At 61.4% G+C, this 17,618-nt stretch carries 17 protein-coding genes; 3 read left to right on the top strand and 14 right to left on the bottom strand.

Translation table 11 applies throughout. The annotated features are described in order from the left end of the window. Positions 1-30: 30 nt before the first annotated feature. A complete protein-coding gene (locus GGQ98_RS05535) occupies positions 31-1,122 on the bottom strand; it encodes an alkene reductase (RefSeq protein WP_184066338.1) in 1,092 nt (363 codons plus the stop codon). Positions 1,123-1,209: 87 nt separating this feature from the next. Between GGQ98_RS05535 and GGQ98_RS05530 the strand changes: the two genes are divergently transcribed. Next, positions 1,210-2,103 carry a DMT family transporter gene (locus GGQ98_RS05530; RefSeq protein WP_184066335.1) on the top strand — a complete coding sequence of 298 codons (894 nt, stop codon included), beginning with the start codon at positions 1,210-1,212 and terminating at the stop codon, positions 2,101-2,103. A gap of 6 nt (positions 2,104-2,109) precedes the next feature. Here GGQ98_RS05530 and GGQ98_RS05525 read toward each other — a convergent pair whose 3' ends face one another. Then, positions 2,110-2,583 carry a VOC family protein gene (locus tag GGQ98_RS05525; RefSeq protein WP_184066331.1) on the bottom strand — a complete coding sequence of 158 codons (474 nt, stop codon included), beginning with the start codon at positions 2,581-2,583 and terminating at the stop codon, positions 2,110-2,112. A gap of 132 nt (positions 2,584-2,715) precedes the next feature. Continuing rightward, positions 2,716-4,008, bottom strand: a complete 1,293-nt coding sequence (gene aceA / locus GGQ98_RS05520; RefSeq protein ID WP_184066330.1) for an isocitrate lyase — start codon at positions 4,006-4,008, stop codon at positions 2,716-2,718. Positions 4,009-4,226: 218 nt separating this feature from the next. Between aceA and GGQ98_RS05515 the strand changes: the two genes are divergently transcribed. After that, the gene (locus GGQ98_RS05515; protein WP_184066328.1) at positions 4,227-5,651 is read left to right on the top strand and encodes a helix-turn-helix domain-containing protein; all 1,425 of its coding nucleotides are present in this window, start codon (positions 4,227-4,229) and stop codon (positions 5,649-5,651) included. 85 nt (positions 5,652-5,736) lie between these two features. Then, the gene (locus GGQ98_RS05510) at positions 5,737-7,050 is read left to right on the top strand and encodes a UDP-glucose dehydrogenase family protein (RefSeq protein WP_184066326.1); all 1,314 of its coding nucleotides are present in this window, start codon (positions 5,737-5,739) and stop codon (positions 7,048-7,050) included. Here GGQ98_RS05510 and GGQ98_RS05505 read toward each other — a convergent pair. The 11 genes from GGQ98_RS05505 to GGQ98_RS05455 form a co-directional block, all read right to left on the bottom strand. Continuing rightward, the gene (locus tag GGQ98_RS05505; protein ID WP_184066547.1) at positions 7,047-7,337 is read right to left on the bottom strand and encodes a transposase; all 291 of its coding nucleotides are present in this window, start codon (positions 7,335-7,337) and stop codon (positions 7,047-7,049) included. The two genes, GGQ98_RS05510 and GGQ98_RS05505, sit on opposite strands and share 4 nt — an antisense overlap. A gap of 110 nt (positions 7,338-7,447) precedes the next feature. After that, entirely contained in the window at positions 7,448-8,488 is a 1,041-nt protein-coding gene (locus tag GGQ98_RS05500) for a glycosyltransferase family 10 domain-containing protein (protein ID WP_184066324.1), read from the bottom strand. Continuing rightward, entirely contained in the window at positions 8,485-9,489 is a 1,005-nt protein-coding gene (locus GGQ98_RS18785) for a glycosyltransferase family protein (RefSeq protein WP_184066322.1), read from the bottom strand. Before GGQ98_RS18785 ends, GGQ98_RS05500 begins: the two co-directional genes overlap by 4 nt. A gap of 28 nt (positions 9,490-9,517) precedes the next feature. Continuing rightward, positions 9,518-10,468 carry a glycosyltransferase family 2 protein gene (locus GGQ98_RS05490; RefSeq protein ID WP_184066320.1) on the bottom strand — a complete coding sequence of 317 codons (951 nt, stop codon included), beginning with the start codon at positions 10,466-10,468 and terminating at the stop codon, positions 9,518-9,520. 8 nt (positions 10,469-10,476) lie between these two features. Then, positions 10,477-11,397: a transketolase family protein gene (locus GGQ98_RS05485; protein ID WP_184066317.1), complete on the bottom strand. Its 921-nt coding sequence runs from the start codon at positions 11,395-11,397 to the stop codon at positions 10,477-10,479. Then, the gene (locus tag GGQ98_RS05480; RefSeq protein ID WP_207791274.1) at positions 11,394-12,221 is read right to left on the bottom strand and encodes a transketolase; all 828 of its coding nucleotides are present in this window, start codon (positions 12,219-12,221) and stop codon (positions 11,394-11,396) included. Before GGQ98_RS05480 ends, GGQ98_RS05485 begins: the two co-directional genes overlap by 4 nt. After that, positions 12,194-13,249, bottom strand: a complete 1,056-nt coding sequence (locus GGQ98_RS05475; RefSeq protein ID WP_184066314.1) for an NAD-dependent epimerase/dehydratase family protein — start codon at positions 13,247-13,249, stop codon at positions 12,194-12,196. Before GGQ98_RS05475 ends, GGQ98_RS05480 begins: the two co-directional genes overlap by 28 nt. An 8-nt stretch (positions 13,250-13,257) precedes the next feature. After that, positions 13,258-14,574: a lipopolysaccharide biosynthesis protein RfbH gene (gene rfbH / locus GGQ98_RS05470; protein ID WP_184066312.1), complete on the bottom strand. Its 1,317-nt coding sequence runs from the start codon at positions 14,572-14,574 to the stop codon at positions 13,258-13,260. Positions 14,575-14,582: 8 nt separating this feature from the next. Continuing rightward, on the bottom strand, positions 14,583-15,638 hold the full coding sequence (gene rfbG, locus GGQ98_RS05465; protein WP_184066310.1) for a CDP-glucose 4,6-dehydratase: 1,056 nt from the start codon (positions 15,636-15,638) through the stop codon (positions 14,583-14,585). Continuing rightward, the gene (gene rfbF / locus GGQ98_RS05460) at positions 15,638-16,411 is read right to left on the bottom strand and encodes a glucose-1-phosphate cytidylyltransferase (RefSeq protein WP_184066308.1); all 774 of its coding nucleotides are present in this window, start codon (positions 16,409-16,411) and stop codon (positions 15,638-15,640) included. The genes rfbG and rfbF overlap by 1 nt, the downstream gene beginning before the upstream one ends. Positions 16,412-16,436: 25 nt before the next feature. Continuing rightward, complete coding sequence (locus GGQ98_RS05455) at positions 16,437-17,420, bottom strand: FAD-binding oxidoreductase (RefSeq protein ID WP_184066306.1); 984 nt, start codon at positions 17,418-17,420, stop codon at positions 16,437-16,439. Positions 17,421-17,618 lie beyond the last annotated feature (198 nt).

The following is a 17,618-nucleotide window of genomic DNA, read 5'->3' as shown; positions in this document are numbered from 1 at the left end:
CGGAAAAGGGGAAGGGCCGGGGCTGCCCCGTCACGCCGCAGCCTGCGCCTGTTCCCACGTCGGATAGTCGGTGTAGCCTTCGGTGCCGTTCGTGTACCAGAGCTTGAAGTCTTCGGTCGCGAGCGAGTGGCCGTCCTTTATGCGCAGCGGCAGGTCCGGGTTCGCGATGAACGGGCGGCCGAAGGCGATGGCGTCGGCTTTGCCGCTCTCCACGAACGCCGCGCCCATGGCGGGCGTGATGTCGTTGTTCAGCACCAGCGGGCCGTCGTAGAGCGCGCGGAACGACGGCGATACGAGCGGCACGTCAGATTTGCCGAACGTGCCGTCGGGGCGCTGCTCGCGCAGTTCCACGAAGGCGAGGCCGCGCCCGGCGAGTTGCCGCGCGACGAGGTCGAACAGCGTGACGGGGTCACTGTCGTCGGTGCCCTGCGTGTCGCCGTTCGGCGAGAAACGGATCGCGGTGCGGTCGGCGCCGACCTCCGCGATCACCGCGTCCAGCACCTCGTTCAGGAAGCGCGTGCGGTTTTCCGGGCTGCCGCCGTATTCGTCGTCGCGCGTGTTCGAATTGTCGCGCAGGAACTGGTCGATCAGATAGCCGTTCGCGCCGTGGAGCTGGACGCCGTCGAACCCGGCGCGGATCGCGTTGCGGGCGGCGGCGGCATAATCGGAAACGATGCCGGCGATCTCGTCCTTCGTCAGCACGCGCGGGACGACATAGTCCTTCTTGCCTTCGTAGGTGTGGGCGTAGTGCGGCGCCTGGATCGCGCTCGATGATACCGACTCCATGCCGCTCACCGACGGATGGACGAGGCGCCCCATGTGCCAGAGCTGTGAAATGATCTTGCCGCCCGCGTCGTGCACGGCGGCGGTGATCCGCTTCCAGGCCTCCACCTGCGCATCCGACCAGATCCCCGGCGCGTTCGGCCAGCCGAGACCCTGCCGGGAAATGCCCGTCGCTTCGGCGATGATGAGCCCGGCACCCGCACGCTGGCTGTAATAGTCCGCCACGAACGCCTGCGGCACGCCTTCGCGGTCGGCGCGTGCCCGTGTCAGCGGCGACATGAGGATGCGGTTTGCGGCCGAAATGGCGCCGAGTTGAACGGGATCGAAAAGCGTCGGCATGAAAGACCTTCCATTCGTTTTGCTTCGTGCCGCCAAGGTGGGGATGCGGGATGGCGGCGACAAACAAGATTAGGTATTGCCGCGTCAATGAAAACTCCCCGCTTCGCCTTCCCGCTGTTTCTGACAGGCAGCGCCATGCTCTCGGCGGGGCCGCTGCTCGTGCGGCTGGCCGATGTGGGGGTGGTCCAGTCCGCTTTCTGGCGGCTGGCGCTCGCCGTGCCGCTGCTCTATGCGCTCGCCCGCCTTTCGGACCGGCAGGCGCCGTTGCTGCCGCCCCGGCGGAGCCTGCCGTGGCTCGTCCTCGCGGGCTTCTTCTTCGCGGCGGACCTCGTCGCATGGCATCTCGGCATCGGTTTCACGGTGCTTGCGAACGCCACCATCATCGCGAACAGCGCGGCCTTCCTGTTCCCGATCTGGGGCTATTTCGTGATGCGCCGCTGGCCGACGCCCACGGCGGCGCTGGCGCTGGTGATGGCGGCAATCGGCATCGCGCTGCTGATGGGCCAGTCGGCGAGCCTGTCCGCCGATCATCTGCTCGGCGATTTGCTCTGCTTCGTCGCGGCGGTGTTCTACACGGCCTATCTCGTCGTCATCGACCGGGCGCGGGGCGGCCTTTCGGCGATGGCGACGCTCGCCCCGGTAACGCTTGCGGGCGCGCTGTTCCTGCTGCCGCTGGCGCTGCTGGCGCCGGGCGTCTTCTGGCCGCAGGACTGGATGCCCGTCATCCTGCTCGCGGTCGGCAGCCAGGTGATCGGGCAGGGGCTCATCGTCTATGCGCTGCCGCACCTGCCGCCGCTGGCGAGCGGTATCGGGCTCCTGATCCAGCCCGTGTTCGCGGCGGTGTTCGGCTACGTGTGGTTCGCGGAGGTGCTGACGCCGGTTGCCGCAACGGGCGTCGCGATCCTGTTCGCGGCCATCATGCTCGTCCGGCGGCCGAGCGCCGCGCACCCGCCGGTGGAAAAGCGCGTGCCGCCGACCTGAACGGCGTTATTCGGTCGCGGCGGGGGCGGCGGCGCGGATCTCGTCTTCGCTCATCGCCTCGATGTTCGACATGAACATCCACGTGTAGCCCGACGGATCGGTGAACGTGACGCGGCGCTCGCCGTAGAACTGATCGGCGGGCTCGTGCGTCATGACCCCGCCTGCTTCGAGCGCATGGTTGGTGAAGGCGTCGACGTCGTCGACATACACGCAGAAGCTGACCGGCGAATGGTCGAGCGCTTCGGAACGCGGGCTGCGGATCGGGCTGCCGCCTGCGCCTTCGGGCGCACACATGAAGAGCAGTTGCCCTTTGTAGCGGAATTCGGCGTGGATCGGCATGTGGCCGGGGCCGTCGAGGACGAGACCGAGTTCGAAGCCGAACACCTTTTCATAATAGCGGCGGTTATCCGCCCAGTCGGTAAGCACCAGATAGGGGGTCAGCCACGGTGCATCCTGCGGCTTGGGGTTGAAACGGGTCATCGCTGGCTCCGGCGTTTGATCTGACCTTCAATCCTTGCACTGCCTTTGTGACGGATACGCGACACACAAAGAGAAGCGCCCGCCGGTTGTCCCGGCGGGCGCCTCCTCACCCTCCCCGGTGATGAGTTGGACTTACGCCGCGTCTTTCTTGAACTGGTCGGCTTCGGTCGATTCGGCGAGCGCGGTGGTCGAGCTTTCGCCGCCCGCGAGCGTCGTCGCGACCATGTCGAAATAGCCCGTGCCGACCTCGCGCTGGTGGCGCGTCGCGGTGTAGCCGTCCGCTTCGGCCGCGAACTCGGCCTGCTGCAGCTCCGAATACGCCGCCATGCCGCGATCCTTGTAGCCGCGCGCCAGCTCGTACATGCCGAAGTTCAGCTGGTGGAAGCCCGCCAGCGTCACGAACTGGTACTTGTAGCCCATGGCGCCCAGCTCGCGCTGGTACTTGGCGATGGTGTCCTTATCGAGGTTCTTTTCCCAGTTGAAGCTCGGCGAGCAGTTGTACGCCAGCATCTTGTTCGGGAAGACTTTCTTGATCGCTTCGGCGAAGCGGCGGGCATCATCGAGGTTGGGAACCGAGGTTTCCCACCACAAGAGATCGGCGTGCTCGGCGAAGGCGAGGCCGCGCTTGATGCAATGATCGACGCCGGTGCCGTCCTTCAGGCGGAAGAAGCCCTCGGGGGTGCGTTCGCCGGTGAGGAACTCGCGGTCGCGCTCGTCGATGTCCGAGGTGATGAGCTTGGCGCTCTCCGCATCGGTGCGGGCGCAGATCACCGTCGGCACGCCGCAGACGTCGGCGGCGAGGCGCGCGGCATCGAGGTTGCGGATGTGTGCCTGTGTCGGGATCAGCACCTTGCCGCCGAGGTGGCCGCACTTCTTTTCAGACGCGAGCTGGTCTTCGTAGTGAACGCCCGCAGCGCCCGCCGCGATGTAGGCCTTCATGATCTCGAAGCAGTTCAGCGGGCCGCCGAAGCCGGCCTCGGCATCGGCAACGATCGGCGCGAACCAGTCGCGCTTGGCGCCGCCTTCGGAATGCTCGATCTGGTCGGCGCGCATCAGTGCGTTGTTGATCTTGCGGGCAAGCTCGGGGCCGGCGTTCGCGGGGTAGAGCGACTGGTCGGGGTACATCGCGCCCGCCGTGTTGGCGTCGGCGGCGACCTGCCAGCCCGAAAGGTAGATCGCCTTCAGGCCCGCGCGCACCATCTGCATCGCCTGGTTGCCCGAAAGCGCGCCCAGCGAATTGATGTAAGGCTCGGTCTTCAGCAGATCCCACAGTGTGTTCGCGCCGCGCTCGGCGAGCGTGTAGGCGATCGGGAACGAACCGCGCAGGCGCTCGACATCGGCGGGCGTGTACGGGCGCTTGATGCCGTCGAAGCGGCCGGCGGGGGCTGAAGGGATCAGCGATTCGAAGGTCGGCTGGGCGCTCATCGTGTATGACTCCGTCGTTAACTATTCACAGCGTTTTTACATTGCAGCGCGGAAGCGGGGCTTCCAATCGGACCATTTCCGAATCGCAGGGTCTGTAAATCTGCTATTGATGCCATGTCGTCTTTCCCCTACTCGCAGCAAGGAAATCGTGTAAAAAACGTGTGTAACTGTCTGTAAATTTCGTGTCATTGTTGTAAAAAAGTAAAAAAGACGTACAAATGGCCAGCATCGCACTCGACCTCGCCGAACCGCGCGGGAAGCTCTTCGCAGGCCCGCGCGTGCGCCGCCTGCGTAGCCAGCTCGGCCTCACCCAGACCCGCATGGCCGAGGAACTGGGCGTCTCGATCTCCTATCTGAACCTCATCGAACGCAACCAGCGGCCCTTGACCGCGCCGTTTCTGCTCAAGCTGTCGCACCAGTATAATCTCGACCTCCGCCAGCTTACCGGCGCCGACGACGACCGCCTCGCGCTCGACGTTTCCGAGGCGCTCGCCGATCCGCTGCTCAAGGGGCTCGATGTCGGCCGCGCCGAAGTGCAGGAGTTCGTTGCAACGTCGCCGGGCATCGCCCAGGCGATCGTCCGGCTGCGCAGCGCGCTGCGCGATGCACGCAGCAGCGGCACCGAAGCCCCGCAAGGCGACGGCCCGCTCGAACTCGTTCGGGCGTTCATTCAGGATCGCCGCAATCACTTCCCGGAACTCGAAACCCGCGCCGAGGCCCTCGCCGACGAACTGCGCCTTGCCGCACCCGATTTCTATGCGGCGGTGAGCGACCGCCTGCGCGCGCGCCACGGCCTCACCGTTCGGATCCTGCCGGCCGACGTGATGCCCGAACTTCTCCGCCGACTCGACCTGCACGGCCGCCAGCTTCAGCTTTCCGAGCTGCTTGACCCTGCCTCGCGCAGTTTTCAGGCGGCATACCAGCTCGCGCTTTCCGAAGGCCGCGCCGAAATCGATGCGATCGTGGCGCGCGCCGGCATGCCCGATACAGCGTCCGAGCGTCTGCTCGTCCAGAACCTCGCCAACTATTTCGCCGCCGCGCTGATGATGCCCTACGGCCGGTTCCACACCGCCTGCGAGGCGACGGGCTACGATCTCGATCTGCTGCAGGCGCGGTTCAGCGCCGGGCTGGAGCAGGTCGCACACAGGCTCACCACGCTGCAGCGGCCCGGCGCGCGCGGGATTCCGTTCTTCCTCGTCCGCGTCGATCGCGCCGGCAACATCTCCAAGCGCTTCTCGGCGGGCGGCTTTCCGTTCTCGCGCCACGGCGGCAACTGCCCGCTGTGGACGCTGCACAAGGCGTTCGAGCGGCCGGGCCAGATTTTGCGCCAGCTCGTGGAAATGGAAGACGGCGCGAAATACGTATCCATCGCCCGCACCGTGCGCGCCTATGCGCAGCCCTACGGCGGCGTCCGCCCCGAATATGCGATCGCGATAGGCTGCGAGGCACGGCACGCGCACGGCCTCGTTTACGCGCGCGGACTCGACCTCGGCATCGGCGAGGCGACGCCGATCGGCCTCGGCTGCGAACTCTGCGAGCGCCCCCATTGCCGCCAGCGCGCCCGCCCGCCCGCCAACAGCAGCCTCATCATCGACGAAAAGCAGCGCGGCCCGAACCCCGTCCAGTTCGGCCACACGGGCTGAACACGGGCCGAGCCGTAACGGCGGCTTTGCATTTCACGGCAGCGCGGGTTAACCGCAGAAGTGTCTGCTGCTCAGGGGTCACTGAATGCGTATTGCGATGATCGGGACGGGCTACGTCGGCCTTGTTTCCGGTGCCTGTTTTTCAGAGTTCGGCCACAGCGTAACGTGCGTCGATCTGAACGCTGCGGTCATCGAGAGGCTGAAGGCGGGCGACATTCCCATTTTCGAGCCCGGCCTCGATGATCTGGTCGCGCGCAACGCCAAAGCGGGCCGCCTGACCTTCACGACCGACCTGACGGCGGGCGTACGGGATGCCGACGCCGTGTTCATCGCGGTCGGCACGCCGAGCCGCCGCGGCGATGGTCATGCCGATCTCTCCTACGTCTATGCCGCCGCGCGCCAGATCGCGGAGGCGGCGCCCGACACCTGCGTTATCGTGAACAAGTCCACCGTGCCCGTGGGCACCGCCAACGAAGTGGAACGCATCGCGCGCGAAGTGGCGCCCGGAAAGGCGATCAGCGTCGCCTCCAACCCCGAATTCCTGCGCGAAGGCTCGGCGATCGAGGACTTCATGCGCCCCGACCGCGTCGTCTGCGGCGTGGCGGACGACCAGGCGCGCGACGTGCTGAAGGCCATTTACCGTCCGCTCAGCTTGCGCGAAGTGCCGATCCTGTTCACCGAGCGGGCGACTGCCGAGGTCATCAAGTACGCGGCGAACGCCTTTCTTGCCGTCAAGATCAGCTTCATCAACGAGATCGCGGACCTGTGCGAAAAGGTGGGCGCGGACGTTCAGGGCGTGGCGAAGGGTATCGGCCTCGACAAGCGGATCGGCGCGAAGTTCCTGCACCCCGGGCCGGGATATGGCGGCTCATGCTTCCCGAAGGACACGCTCGCGCTGCTGAAAACCGCCGAGGATAATGCCGTGCAGCTGCAGATCGTGGCGGCAACCGTGAAGGTGAACGACGAACGCAAGCGCGCCATGGCCGACCGCATCATCGCCGCCTGCGGCGGATCGGTGGAAGGCAAGACGATCGGCATCCTCGGCCTCACCTTCAAGCCCAACACCGACGACATGCGCGATGCACCGAGCCTCGTCATCATCCCGGCGCTGCAGGATGCGGGCGCGACGGTGAAAGCATTCGATCCCGAGGGGATGAAAGCGGCCGCGCCGCTATTGCCCGGCGTGGAGATGTGCGAAGATGCCTATGCGGCGATCAAGGGTGCGGATGCCGCCGTGCTGCTGACGGAATGGAACGAGTTTCGGGCGCTGGATCTGGGGCGAGTGCGAAAACAGGCAAGGAGTCTAGTATTTTTTGATTTACGTAATGTCTATCCAGTGGACGAGATGTCAGCATACGAAATAAACTATATGTCTGTTGGTCGCTTGAGTTTGAACTAGACCGCGTTGACAAAAGACTCCAGCCATAGGTGTGCTGCGGCGAGGGTCAGGAAGCTCTCGAATGAGAGAACTGTCTTCTCGTAGCGGGTGGAGATGTAGCGTTGTTGTTTGAGCTTGCCGAACGTGCGCTCGACGCGGTTGCGATCTTTATAGTGCCGATAGTCGGGATGGACCGGCACCTTCCGGATTGAGCGTGGAGGGATGATCGGCAGAATGCCGCGCATGAGCAGGTTTTCAAGGAACCTGTCGCCGTCATAGCTCCTATCGGCCCGCTGTGCCTTGGTAATGGTAGGTACATCAGATCATCGGCGGCAGTTAGTCTGTGAATCGGCCTGCAATATTGACCCTCTGAACATGGACGGTTCACGCTTCCGGTTCGGCTGATGAGGCCGCGTTGTCATCGCTCGAGTTCAAGGTCTACCTGCACCATACGCTCAAGAGAATGGTAATAGGCCATGAACCCCGGCCCCTCGATAAAATCCCGTCCCGCGGCGCGATAAGCGTTCCAGCGATCCTCCGGCATTTTCTGGATTGCCAGCCACAATGCATCCCACGAGGGATAAGCGGAAACGTCGATGTAAGCTCCGCTTCCGACAAGCTGCGCAATATCATGAGCGCCCAGATAGAGAGGAACCACACCTGCATATAAGCAGTCGAAGATTTTTTCGGTAACATAGCCGGTCATAGGCATGTTCTCGAGACACAGCGAAAAGCGGTAACGGCTGAGTACTTCTGTCTTTGATTCGCAACTGCCCTGATAAGCCCGAGTGATCGCCCGGTAGTGACGCCAATAAGGTAGCCACATCGACTGCCGGCCCCATTTGCAATCCCAACCACGACCATAAAGGTCGACTGCATTGTAGCGATTCAGAGCGGAAACTGCCTCAATGCGCTTGCTGTAATATTCCGGGCGACGCCACAATGGATTATGGTTGCCGCTGATAACGACTGCCCTGTTCAGTCGATCATCGCGCTCCCATGAAGAAGCGACCGTATTATAAGGCTGTGGCCAGTAAAGCTTGCGCAGACGCCCGCAGTCAACACCTGCGAGCGAATAGCCATCGCCCAAAACATTATGGACGTGCACCTCTTCAAAGCGACGGGTCAATTCGGGCAACTTTTCATACATCTGCGGCAAGACCAGAGGCGGCTCCAACAGGATGAACCCACGCAGGCGCACGTCCGGGCGGGCACTCAGTGCTTGATAGGCGGAGAGCCGACCGAATGACCAATAATGATTCACCTCGCCCATGTAGCGAGCCTGCCCCAATCGGTCAGCGGTATGAACTGGGATGCCCTGTTCGTTCAGCCGCTCGCGCAAACGGATAAAAGGCAGCAGCGTGCCATCGCGGTTCAACCGGGAGTTCGTGGCGTCGAACAACCGGTCCTCAAGGAAATCGTCGCTCGATGGATCGATGAAGACAGCATGACGCGTCATACCTCGCGCCCCTCCAGTCCCATCTCGCAGAAGACGCGTGCGAAGCGACTGGCATAGCTGTGTTCGGCGAGCGTTCTAGCATAACCCGCTTCAGCGATTGCATGCCGTAGCCCTTCATCCTCAAGATAATAATAGAGTTTCCGAACCAGATCGTCGGGATCGAGATAGATGGCAATCTCTTCGCCGATTCGGTAACAGCGCTCCAGCCCATCAACATAATAGGATAGCTGGAAGGCCCGGCAGGCATTGATTTCGAATGCGCGCGCTTTTAACTGCTCGCCCATCTTGGGCGAGCGTAGACTGTTCAGCAGAGCACGTGGCGAAGAGAGCAGATAGCGCGCGTCCCAAGAACTAGAGTTAGATAGATTAAGGTTGATCCGGCTGCGGTTGAACCAGTCGACCATGTGCGTCTGCGAGAGAACGCCTGCCGGCCAGCCATAGCCGGCCGCCTCCACTTTCAGGCCGCTGCGGCGTAACCGGTCGACCAGCCACTGGCGATAGGGGTGCCAACCGCCGACGAAGGAGACATCAAAGTCCTTCCCCACCGCTGCAGGCAGGTGGAGCGCTTCATTGACCCCGAAGGGAAAGTAAATGACATTATGAAGTCCGATACGACGGTATTTATTCTTCGCTTCAGCGTCAGGCGAGGAAAACCAGTCGAAACGCGCAGCCCAGAAACGCGAGAAATCGATGCGCCAGGTGTCGTCATGAAAGAAGCAGAAGGTCTTGGTGGCGGCCCTTAGTTTCTCGACCGTTTCGGGCAATATTTGATCAGTATAGAGCGAAAAAATTGCAAGGTCGGGGCAAAAATCTTGCGCTGCCGTCAACAGCTTAGCATTCATTGCGTCTCGGTTCGACTGGCGCATCTCACCCATATAGTCGAACAAGCGCACTTCATGACCAAGGCTCTCGAGCGGCGGTAGGAAATTCCGATATTCATAAGAGTCGCCGCGCTCAGGATCGCCATAGTCATGGCGCATGATAACCAAAAGAATCTTCACTTGATCACCATCCGTGAGCGGTCCAATTCTACCACGCCGGTTGACGCTTCCTGAGCGCTGGCGCAATCCGCGCCAGCGCACGACGCCACGCCTCGCCGCTGGTCAGCAGCAGTTTAGGTCCTTTAAGGAGCAAATATTTCAGAATGATACGGTGTGTGCGACGTCGTGGCCCCTGGCCACGCCGACGCGACCGCCACCAGCTCAGATAAGCGAGGAAACGGAATTCCTCCATCGCGCGGTCGTGTCGGGCAATGCATGTGTTGTTACAGATGTAGCGAGCAAGCCTCATCTGCTGCACCGGGTCGACTGCGCCACTGTCGTTGCTAGCGTGGATTCGATAGGACATCAATATGTTGGGGAGCCAGAGGATCGGCAGGCGCTGTTGCACTTTCATCAAAAAAGCCACATCGGCATATTTCCCGCCGCTCGCTGCGTCCAGAAACAGGCCGGAAACAGCCTCCCGCCGGTACATATAGCTCGGAAAGGGTGCCGGTCGGGCACCCCTTATACCGATATAGGGACGTGCCAACGCCTCACCGCTGGTGATCAGCACCGGCGCCGAGATCCGACCCATGACCGTTTGGCGCGTCGGCTGATCATCGCGCAACACCCAAGCGTTGCAACCGACGGCTCCTACCCGGGCATTCATGTCCAGGGCAGCGCGCATGCGCTGGACATAATCTGGCTCCATGATGTCGTCGTCATGGAAAAGCGTGACATAGTCCGAACTGCATGCCTGCAGGATCGCCTTGAAATGAGTCAGAGCTTCGAGGGGCGGCGCACGCCGCACATAATGGATTGCCGGATAGTCGGCGCACATCATCCGCTCTACCGCGTCGCCCAACGAATTGTCCGAAACAATTAGCTCGAAATGGGGGTCAATTTGGGCGAGAATGGAGTCGAGCGCTGCCCGCAACATGTCCGGGCGATCGCGCGAAAGCACATAGATGGTCAGGCTAGCACCCATTTTGTCATCCATACTCAAGCCTAGGCCGGCGCGCCGGCCAGCAGGCCGCGCAGCCGCGCGGCGACCGCGTCGGCCGCCAGCCCATGTTCGGACAACAGATAAGCATGCGATCCACAGCGTTCGGAGAAGCGCTCGCCCATGCCGATACGCAGGAAATCGCCCGTATAGGTGCCGACCAGTGTCTCGGCGACCAGGCTCCCCAGCCCACCGACGACCGAATGCTCCTCGATCACCGCGACCAACTGCCGCCCCAGCGCCGCTGCCTTCAACGGCGCTGGATCGAACGGCTTGATGCAAGGGACCGACAGAATATCACCCTGCCCCAGCATTGCTACAACGTGTTGCGCGATACGCGTACCGGATCCCGTCGCCACGAGCAGGAGTGGCCCGCCGGCCTCGCCGAGCAGCAGTGGCGCGGTGATGTTCTGACCATCCAGCGGAGCGGCATGAACATCGCCCATGTCCGCCTTGCCCATGCGTAGATAGGCTGGCGCCTGGCCCTGTAACATATGCCGCATGCAGGCCGTCAGCTCATGCCGGTCGGCGGGCGAGTAAATCGAGATACCCGGCAGCGGCCTAAGCGCAGCAATGTCCTCGGTGCTCTGATGGCTGGCCCCGAGATGCGAATAGACTACACCCGCGCCGTCGCCGATGAAGCCCACGGGCAGCCCCTCATAGCAAACGTCAATCTTGATCTGCTCCAGAACGCGGATCGGAACGAAAGCGGCCAGTCCATAAACCAGCGGCCGAAAGCCGGCCTTGGCAAGGCCGGCCGCCACGCCCACCATGTTTTGCTCTGCAATGCCGCAGTTGATATATTGCTCGGGACATTCGCGGCGGAAGGCATCGAACAGCGCATAACCATGGTCGCCTGTAAGCAGCAGCACTCGCTTATCGGCCTCGGCAGCGGCTACCAGCGCGTCGGAGAACGCGGCCCTCATACCGCAATCACTTCACCAACGGCGCGCTCATAGATTTCTGGCGAGAGTCGCGTGTAATGCCAAAGGTTATTATGCTCCATGAAGGATACGCCCTTGCCCTTGACCGTGCGCGCCACCATTGCCTTCGGGCGGCCATCGGTGCGAGCACCCAACACTCGAAAACCATGGTCGATTGCCGCTTCGTCATGTCCGTCGACTTCGATTACATCAAAGCCGAAGGCGGCGAACTTGGCAGCTATATCGCCTAGAGCAATCACTTCGTCAGTGCTGCCCATCGCCTGAAAGCCGTTCTTGTCGATGATTACGATGAGATTATCGAGGCAAAACTGAGCGGCAAACAGCGCTGCTTCCCACACAGCGCCCTCGTTCAGTTCTCCGTCACCGACCAGCGCGTAGCATTTCTGTTCGGTGCTGCGGCGCTGGGCGGCCAGCGCAAGGCCGACCCCAACCGACAAACCGTGCCCCAGTGAACCGGAGGTAACCTCAACTCCTGGAACATGAGCATCGGCTAATCCCTTGAGGCGCGTGCCATCCTTGAAATAGTCACGCAGATCAGCGTCAGGCAGCCAACCCAGATGATGGAGGCAAGCATACTGCGCCATCACCCCATGACCTTTGCTGAGCACCATGTAGTCGCGCTCCGGGTGATCAGGGTTGTCGGCGGCCACGCGCAGATGCTTACGGTAGAGGACCGCTAGCAACTCGACGATCGAGAAAGCACAGGCAATGTGCACGGTGCCACCCGAATAAGCCATGTCGAGAATTGCCTTGCGAATGTCCGTCGCGCTGAAAGGCCTCAGAAGGGGGTTGATTTTCGGGTCCATGCAATCGTCTTGCCTATGGCAGTGTCAAGGTCGGTATATTCCGCAACGCCCAACGCGGCGCGGGCTTTTCCCGTATTCGGAACATAACGTGGTGGAGGTAACACAGATAGCCCTTGCGTCATTACTTCAACGGATTGGCCACTCCCCAGCACCACGCGCTGCGCCAGTTCAGCAATGGAAATAGCCTTTTCGGACCCCAGATTGTAGCACTGCCTAGCCCCAGACGGTGCTGCAGTAGCGATCATCCGCAATAACCAAATGCACGCGTCGGCCATGTAGAGATAAGAACGTAGCGATCGCCCGTCGCCCTTGATCCGGACAGGCATCCCGGCCAGAGCATCGCGAATGAAGTTTCCTGCCGCGAAATTGCCGTGCAACGGAAGGTTGGGCCCAATCAGTGCATAGATGCGGGCGATGGCGACCGAGAAGTTGGCCCGTGCCGCATAAGCCGAGGCAAGCCATTCGGCGGCACGCTTGCCTTCACCATAGCCGGAAGCCGGGTCGGATGTATCAGGGGCCCACAGCATTAACTCGGGCATGTTGTCGATGTTGGTAGGCTGCGTGCCGTAGACCGCACCACTCGACAATAGAAGAAAATGCCGTGCCCCGCCAGCGATGCAAGCATCAAGTATCCGCCGCGTGCCTGTCACGCAGCTGTCGAAAACCGCCAGGTGGTCAGCCGCTCGAACGGGCTCACCGACGTCGGTAGCGGCATGGATGCAGGCATCTATGCTACCCAGCTTCGGCTCGATCGTCGTGACGTCGCCGGCGATAAGTTCGACCGCTTCGTTTACGAAGGCATGAGGCGCAGTACGACACGCATGCTCTGGCGCGCGCGTCAATACCGCCAAGCGGATGTCGGCGCCGCGCTCTGCGTTAGCGCGCAGCACCGTCTCGACCAACCAAGAACCGATAAAGCCGGTTCCTCCCGTGACCAGAAGGCGCGCTCCCCGAAAGGCCTGCCAGAATGTCTCTGTCTCAGACAGGATGAGGTCCAAGTCTTCGACAGGAAGCGGCGGCCGCGTCATCGTGCGGCCTAGAAGTTCGCGCCGACGAAAGTCTCGACACAGCCGGCCATGTAATCCAGCATTTCCTCGGTCAATCCTGGAAAAACACCCAGCCAGAAGGTTTGGTGCATAATGGTCTCGGTGTTTGCGAGATCACCTACCACCCGATAGTTGCGCCCTTGCATGTAGGGCTGACGGATCAGATTGCCCGCAAACAGAAGGCGCGTCGCCACTTTCTGCTCTTCGAGATAGTTGAGAAGGTCAACGCGCCGCACGCCCGACTCAGGGCGCAGCGTGATCGGGAAGCCGAACCATGACGGGTCTGATCCCGGCGTCGCCTCGGGCAGCAGAAGATAGTCCTCGCAGCTGCGCAGCCGCTCCTTCAGGAAGTGGAAATTGTCCCTGCGCGCCTGAACGAAGCCCTCCAAGCGGTCTAGCTGTGCAAGAGCACAAGCGGCCTGCATGTCGGTAATCTTCAAATTATAGCCGAGATGCGAATAGATATACTTATGGTCATAGCCCTCGGGAAGCTGACCCAACTTCCAGCAGAAGCGTTTGCCGCAGCTATTGTCCTTGCCGGGTGCGCAATAGCAGTCGCGGCCCCAGTCACGGAACGACTCGGCGATCAGTTTCAGCTCTGAATTGTTGGTAAAAACCGCCCCTCCTTCGCCCATGGTAATATGATGTGCAGGGTAGAAACTCAGCGTTCCAATGTCGCCGAAGGTGCCCACTTTTCGGTCATTATAAGTGGAACCGAGCGCGTCGCAGCAGTCCTCCACCAGCCAAAGGCCATACTTGCGGCACAGGGCCGTGACCACTTCTAGGTTGAAAGGATTGCCCAACGTGTGCGCCAGCATGATCGCTTTGGTCTTAGACGTGATCGCTGCCTCGATTTGCGAGGCATCTATATTGTACGTCGTCCGTTCGACGTCCACGAAGACAGGCACTGCGCCAAACTGAAGGATTGGGTTGACCGTCGTGGGGAAGCCAGCAGCCACGCCGATAACCTCGTCACCGGGCAAAATGGCGCGACCACCCAAACGGGGCGAGGTAAGCGTCGAGAAAGCGACAAGATTGGCCGACGAGCCCGAGTTGACCGTAATCAAATAGTCGACCCCCAGATAGGCAGCCAAGCGCTTCTCGAACATCTCGTTGAAGCGGCCCGTCGTCAGCCAACCATCTAATGACGCTTCAACCATCATTTGCAGTTCGGTCGGGCCAATCACCTTGCCCGAGACGGGCACAGGCGTGTGGCCCGGCACGAAGGCTTTTGGCGCCAGTGTGAGGTTTGCGAACTCGGCGACCAACTGTGAGATTTGTGCGCGAAGCACGTCCGGGGTTTTCATGCAGCTTCCTATTCTTCCATGTAGCGGGCGATCTGTCCAACCGAGACTGCCCTCATGTCAGCGCCCGCAAGCCAGGATCGCTGCCATTCAACGATGTGCTCAAGAGTCTGACCCAACGACCAGCGGGGGCTCCAGCCCAGCCTGTGCCGCGCCTTGGAGATGTCCAGCTTTAAATAATTAGCTTCATGCGGGTGAGATGCTGTGTCGGGCAGCCATGCAGCCGCGTCGCCCCACAAGTCAACGATCTGCTCGACAATCCAGCGCACAGGGCGCGCGTCTTCGTCGACCGGACCAAAGTTCCACCCTTCGGCGACGGTCGTTCCATCGGTAGACAGTCGTTCGGCGAGAGCCAGATAGCCGCCCAGTGGTTCCAGAACATGCTGCCATGGCCGGATGGCTTGAGGATTGCGGACCACGATCGGTTGGCCCGCGGCCAAGGCGCGCAGTATATCCGGAACCAAGCGGTCTTCGGCCCAGTCGCCGCCGCCGATGACGTTGCCTGCACGCACTGAGGCCACAGCCGTGCCGCTCTGGAAGAAAGAGCGGCGATAGGCTGCCGTCACCAGCTCGGCGCACCCCTTACTGCTGCTATAGGGGTCATGGCCGCCCATCGCCTCATCCTCACGATAGCCCCAGACCCATTCGCGATTCTCGTAGCACTTGTCGGTCGTCACATTGATGATGGCTTGCACACTTTCGACGCGCCGCGCCGCCTCGAGCAGATTAACCGTGCCCATGACGTTGGTGGCGTAGGTCTCGACCGGCTTCTGGTAGGAAAGGCGGACCAGCGCCTGCGCTGCCAGGTGAATGACAATATCTGGCTGGAACACTTGCATCGAAGCCGACAGCGTCTCGAAATCGCGTATATCGCCGATGGTCGAGGTCATACCGTCGGCCACCCGCGCGATCTTAAACAGATTGGGGGTGGTGGGCGGGTCAAGGGCAAAGCCCTGCACCTCGGCTCCCATCGACTGCAGCCAAAGTGACAACCAGCTTCCCTTAAAGCCTGTGTGCCCCGTCAAGAAGACCCGCTTGCGACGCCAGAATTGCGAGTGCACGAGCATCAGCTCCAATTCCTCCAAGGGGCCTGACCCTCGTTCCACAGCTTCTCCAGCAGATGCTTATCGCGCAGCGTGTCCATCGGATGCCAGAATCCATGATGCTCATAGGCCATGAGCTGCCCCTCGTCTGCAAGCATCCGCAACGGTTCCTGCTCCCACACCGTTGTATCATCCGTCAGATAGTCCAGCACCGCGGGCGAAAGGACGAAAAAGCCGCCATTAATCATAGCTCCATCACCCTTCGGCTTTTCTGTGAAGCTGGTGACCCGCCCCTCATGCATGTTTAGCGCACCGAAACGACCGGGTGGATAGGTCGCGGTCAGCGTTGCCTTGCGGCCATGCTCCAGATGACGGCGCAACGTCGCAGTGATGTCAATGTCGCCCACTCCGTCACCATAAGTAAAGAAGAAGACATCCTCCTTCTCGACATAGCGTCCCACGCGTAACAGGCGGCCACCCGTCATCGTCGCGTCCCCGGTGTCGACTAGCGTCACCTTCCAAGGCTCGGCACGCTCCTGGTGCACGTCCATGCAATTGCCCCGCATGTCAAAGGTGACGTCAGACATGTGTAGGAAGTAATTGGCAAAGTATTCTTTGATGATATACCCTCTGTAGCCGCAGCAGATGATGAATTCGTTTACGCCGTGCGACGAATACATCTTCATGATGTGCCACAAGATGGGCTTTCCGCCGATCTCCACCATTGGTTTCGGTCGCGTCGCTGTTTCCTCGCTGAGACGCGTGCCGAGGCCTCCTGCCAGAATCACTGCTTTCATGCGTTTCTTCTTGCCTCGCTATTTTTCAGTCGGAGCTGACGAACGCGTCGGCAAAAAAACATCCCGGCGCAAGGCCCTCCGCTTCCAGCCGTGCACGCGCATCATCGATCATCAGGGGCGAGCCGCAGGCGTAGACAACCGTTTCGGCTAGGTCAGGGCGGATGTCGAGGAAGCGATCCTGCACGTGGCCTACCATGCCGGTCCAGCCAACATCCGGGCGTGACAGCACGGGCACGAACCGGATGTCGTACTCGGCGATGGCCATCCAATAGAGGTCGGGCAAGTACCGCCCACCCCAAAACAGCGTCACAGAGTTGGGCCGCTCCTCCGGCTTCATGGTCGCCAGTTGTTCCACCATAGCCTTGATCGGCGCCAACCCCGTGCCAGTTGCAAGAAATACCAGATGCCGATCAGCGATATCTCGTAGAAAGAAGGTCCCCTGTGGGCCATGGAGGTGCAGCAGATCGTTTCCCTGCGCCTCATCGAACCAGTAGCGGCTCATCTGCCCATCCGTGACATGCCGAATATGGAACTCCAGCATGCCGTCGTCACGCGGAGCATTGGCAATGGAATAGCTGCGCCGCACGCCAGCACGGGTCAGGTCGAGATACTGTCCGGGTAAATATTTTAACCGCGCGTTGGGTGGCAGACGCAACCTAACACCCACCACCGCGGGCGCCAGCCGCTTGATGCTGGCGATGCGGCAGGGCAGCGTTCGCGCCACGATGTCCGCTGGAAAACCGAGGTCAGAGACATTTAGGGCCACATCATCCTCGGCCTCCCGCGCACAAGTCAGTACATATCCTTGAGCGCGTTCCGCCTCGGTCAAGGCAATCTCGGGATACAGCGCGCGCGTTCTCCCTTCCAATACCTGCGCCTTGCAGGCGCCACAACGCCCTGTGCGGCAGCTATGTTCGAGAAGCAGTCCAGCCTCGGCGGCGGCGTCGAGGATTGACCTGCCACTTCCGGCCGCAAAGATCGTGGCGTTGGCCAGGCGAATGGTCGGCACCTCTGCTCCCGATATGCGCTCAACGCTCGCCGATCGTCCATGGCTAAAAGCAATTCTCTGACAGCGAGGCGGCGTAGCTAGCACGAACTAGCTCATTCCACAATGTGGACCGGCGTGCAAAAGGGACCCCGTTAGCGGGGTGATCGGCGTCCAATAGGGACCCCTCATTTCGATGGTTTAGGCAGCGGCCTGGTTTTC

Source organism: Sphingosinicella soli (genome assembly GCF_014199685.1).
In the GTDB taxonomy this organism is placed as follows: Bacteria; Pseudomonadota; Alphaproteobacteria; order Sphingomonadales; family Sphingomonadaceae; genus Sphingosinicella; species Sphingosinicella soli.
This window is presented reverse-complemented; position numbering and strand designations above follow the sequence as displayed.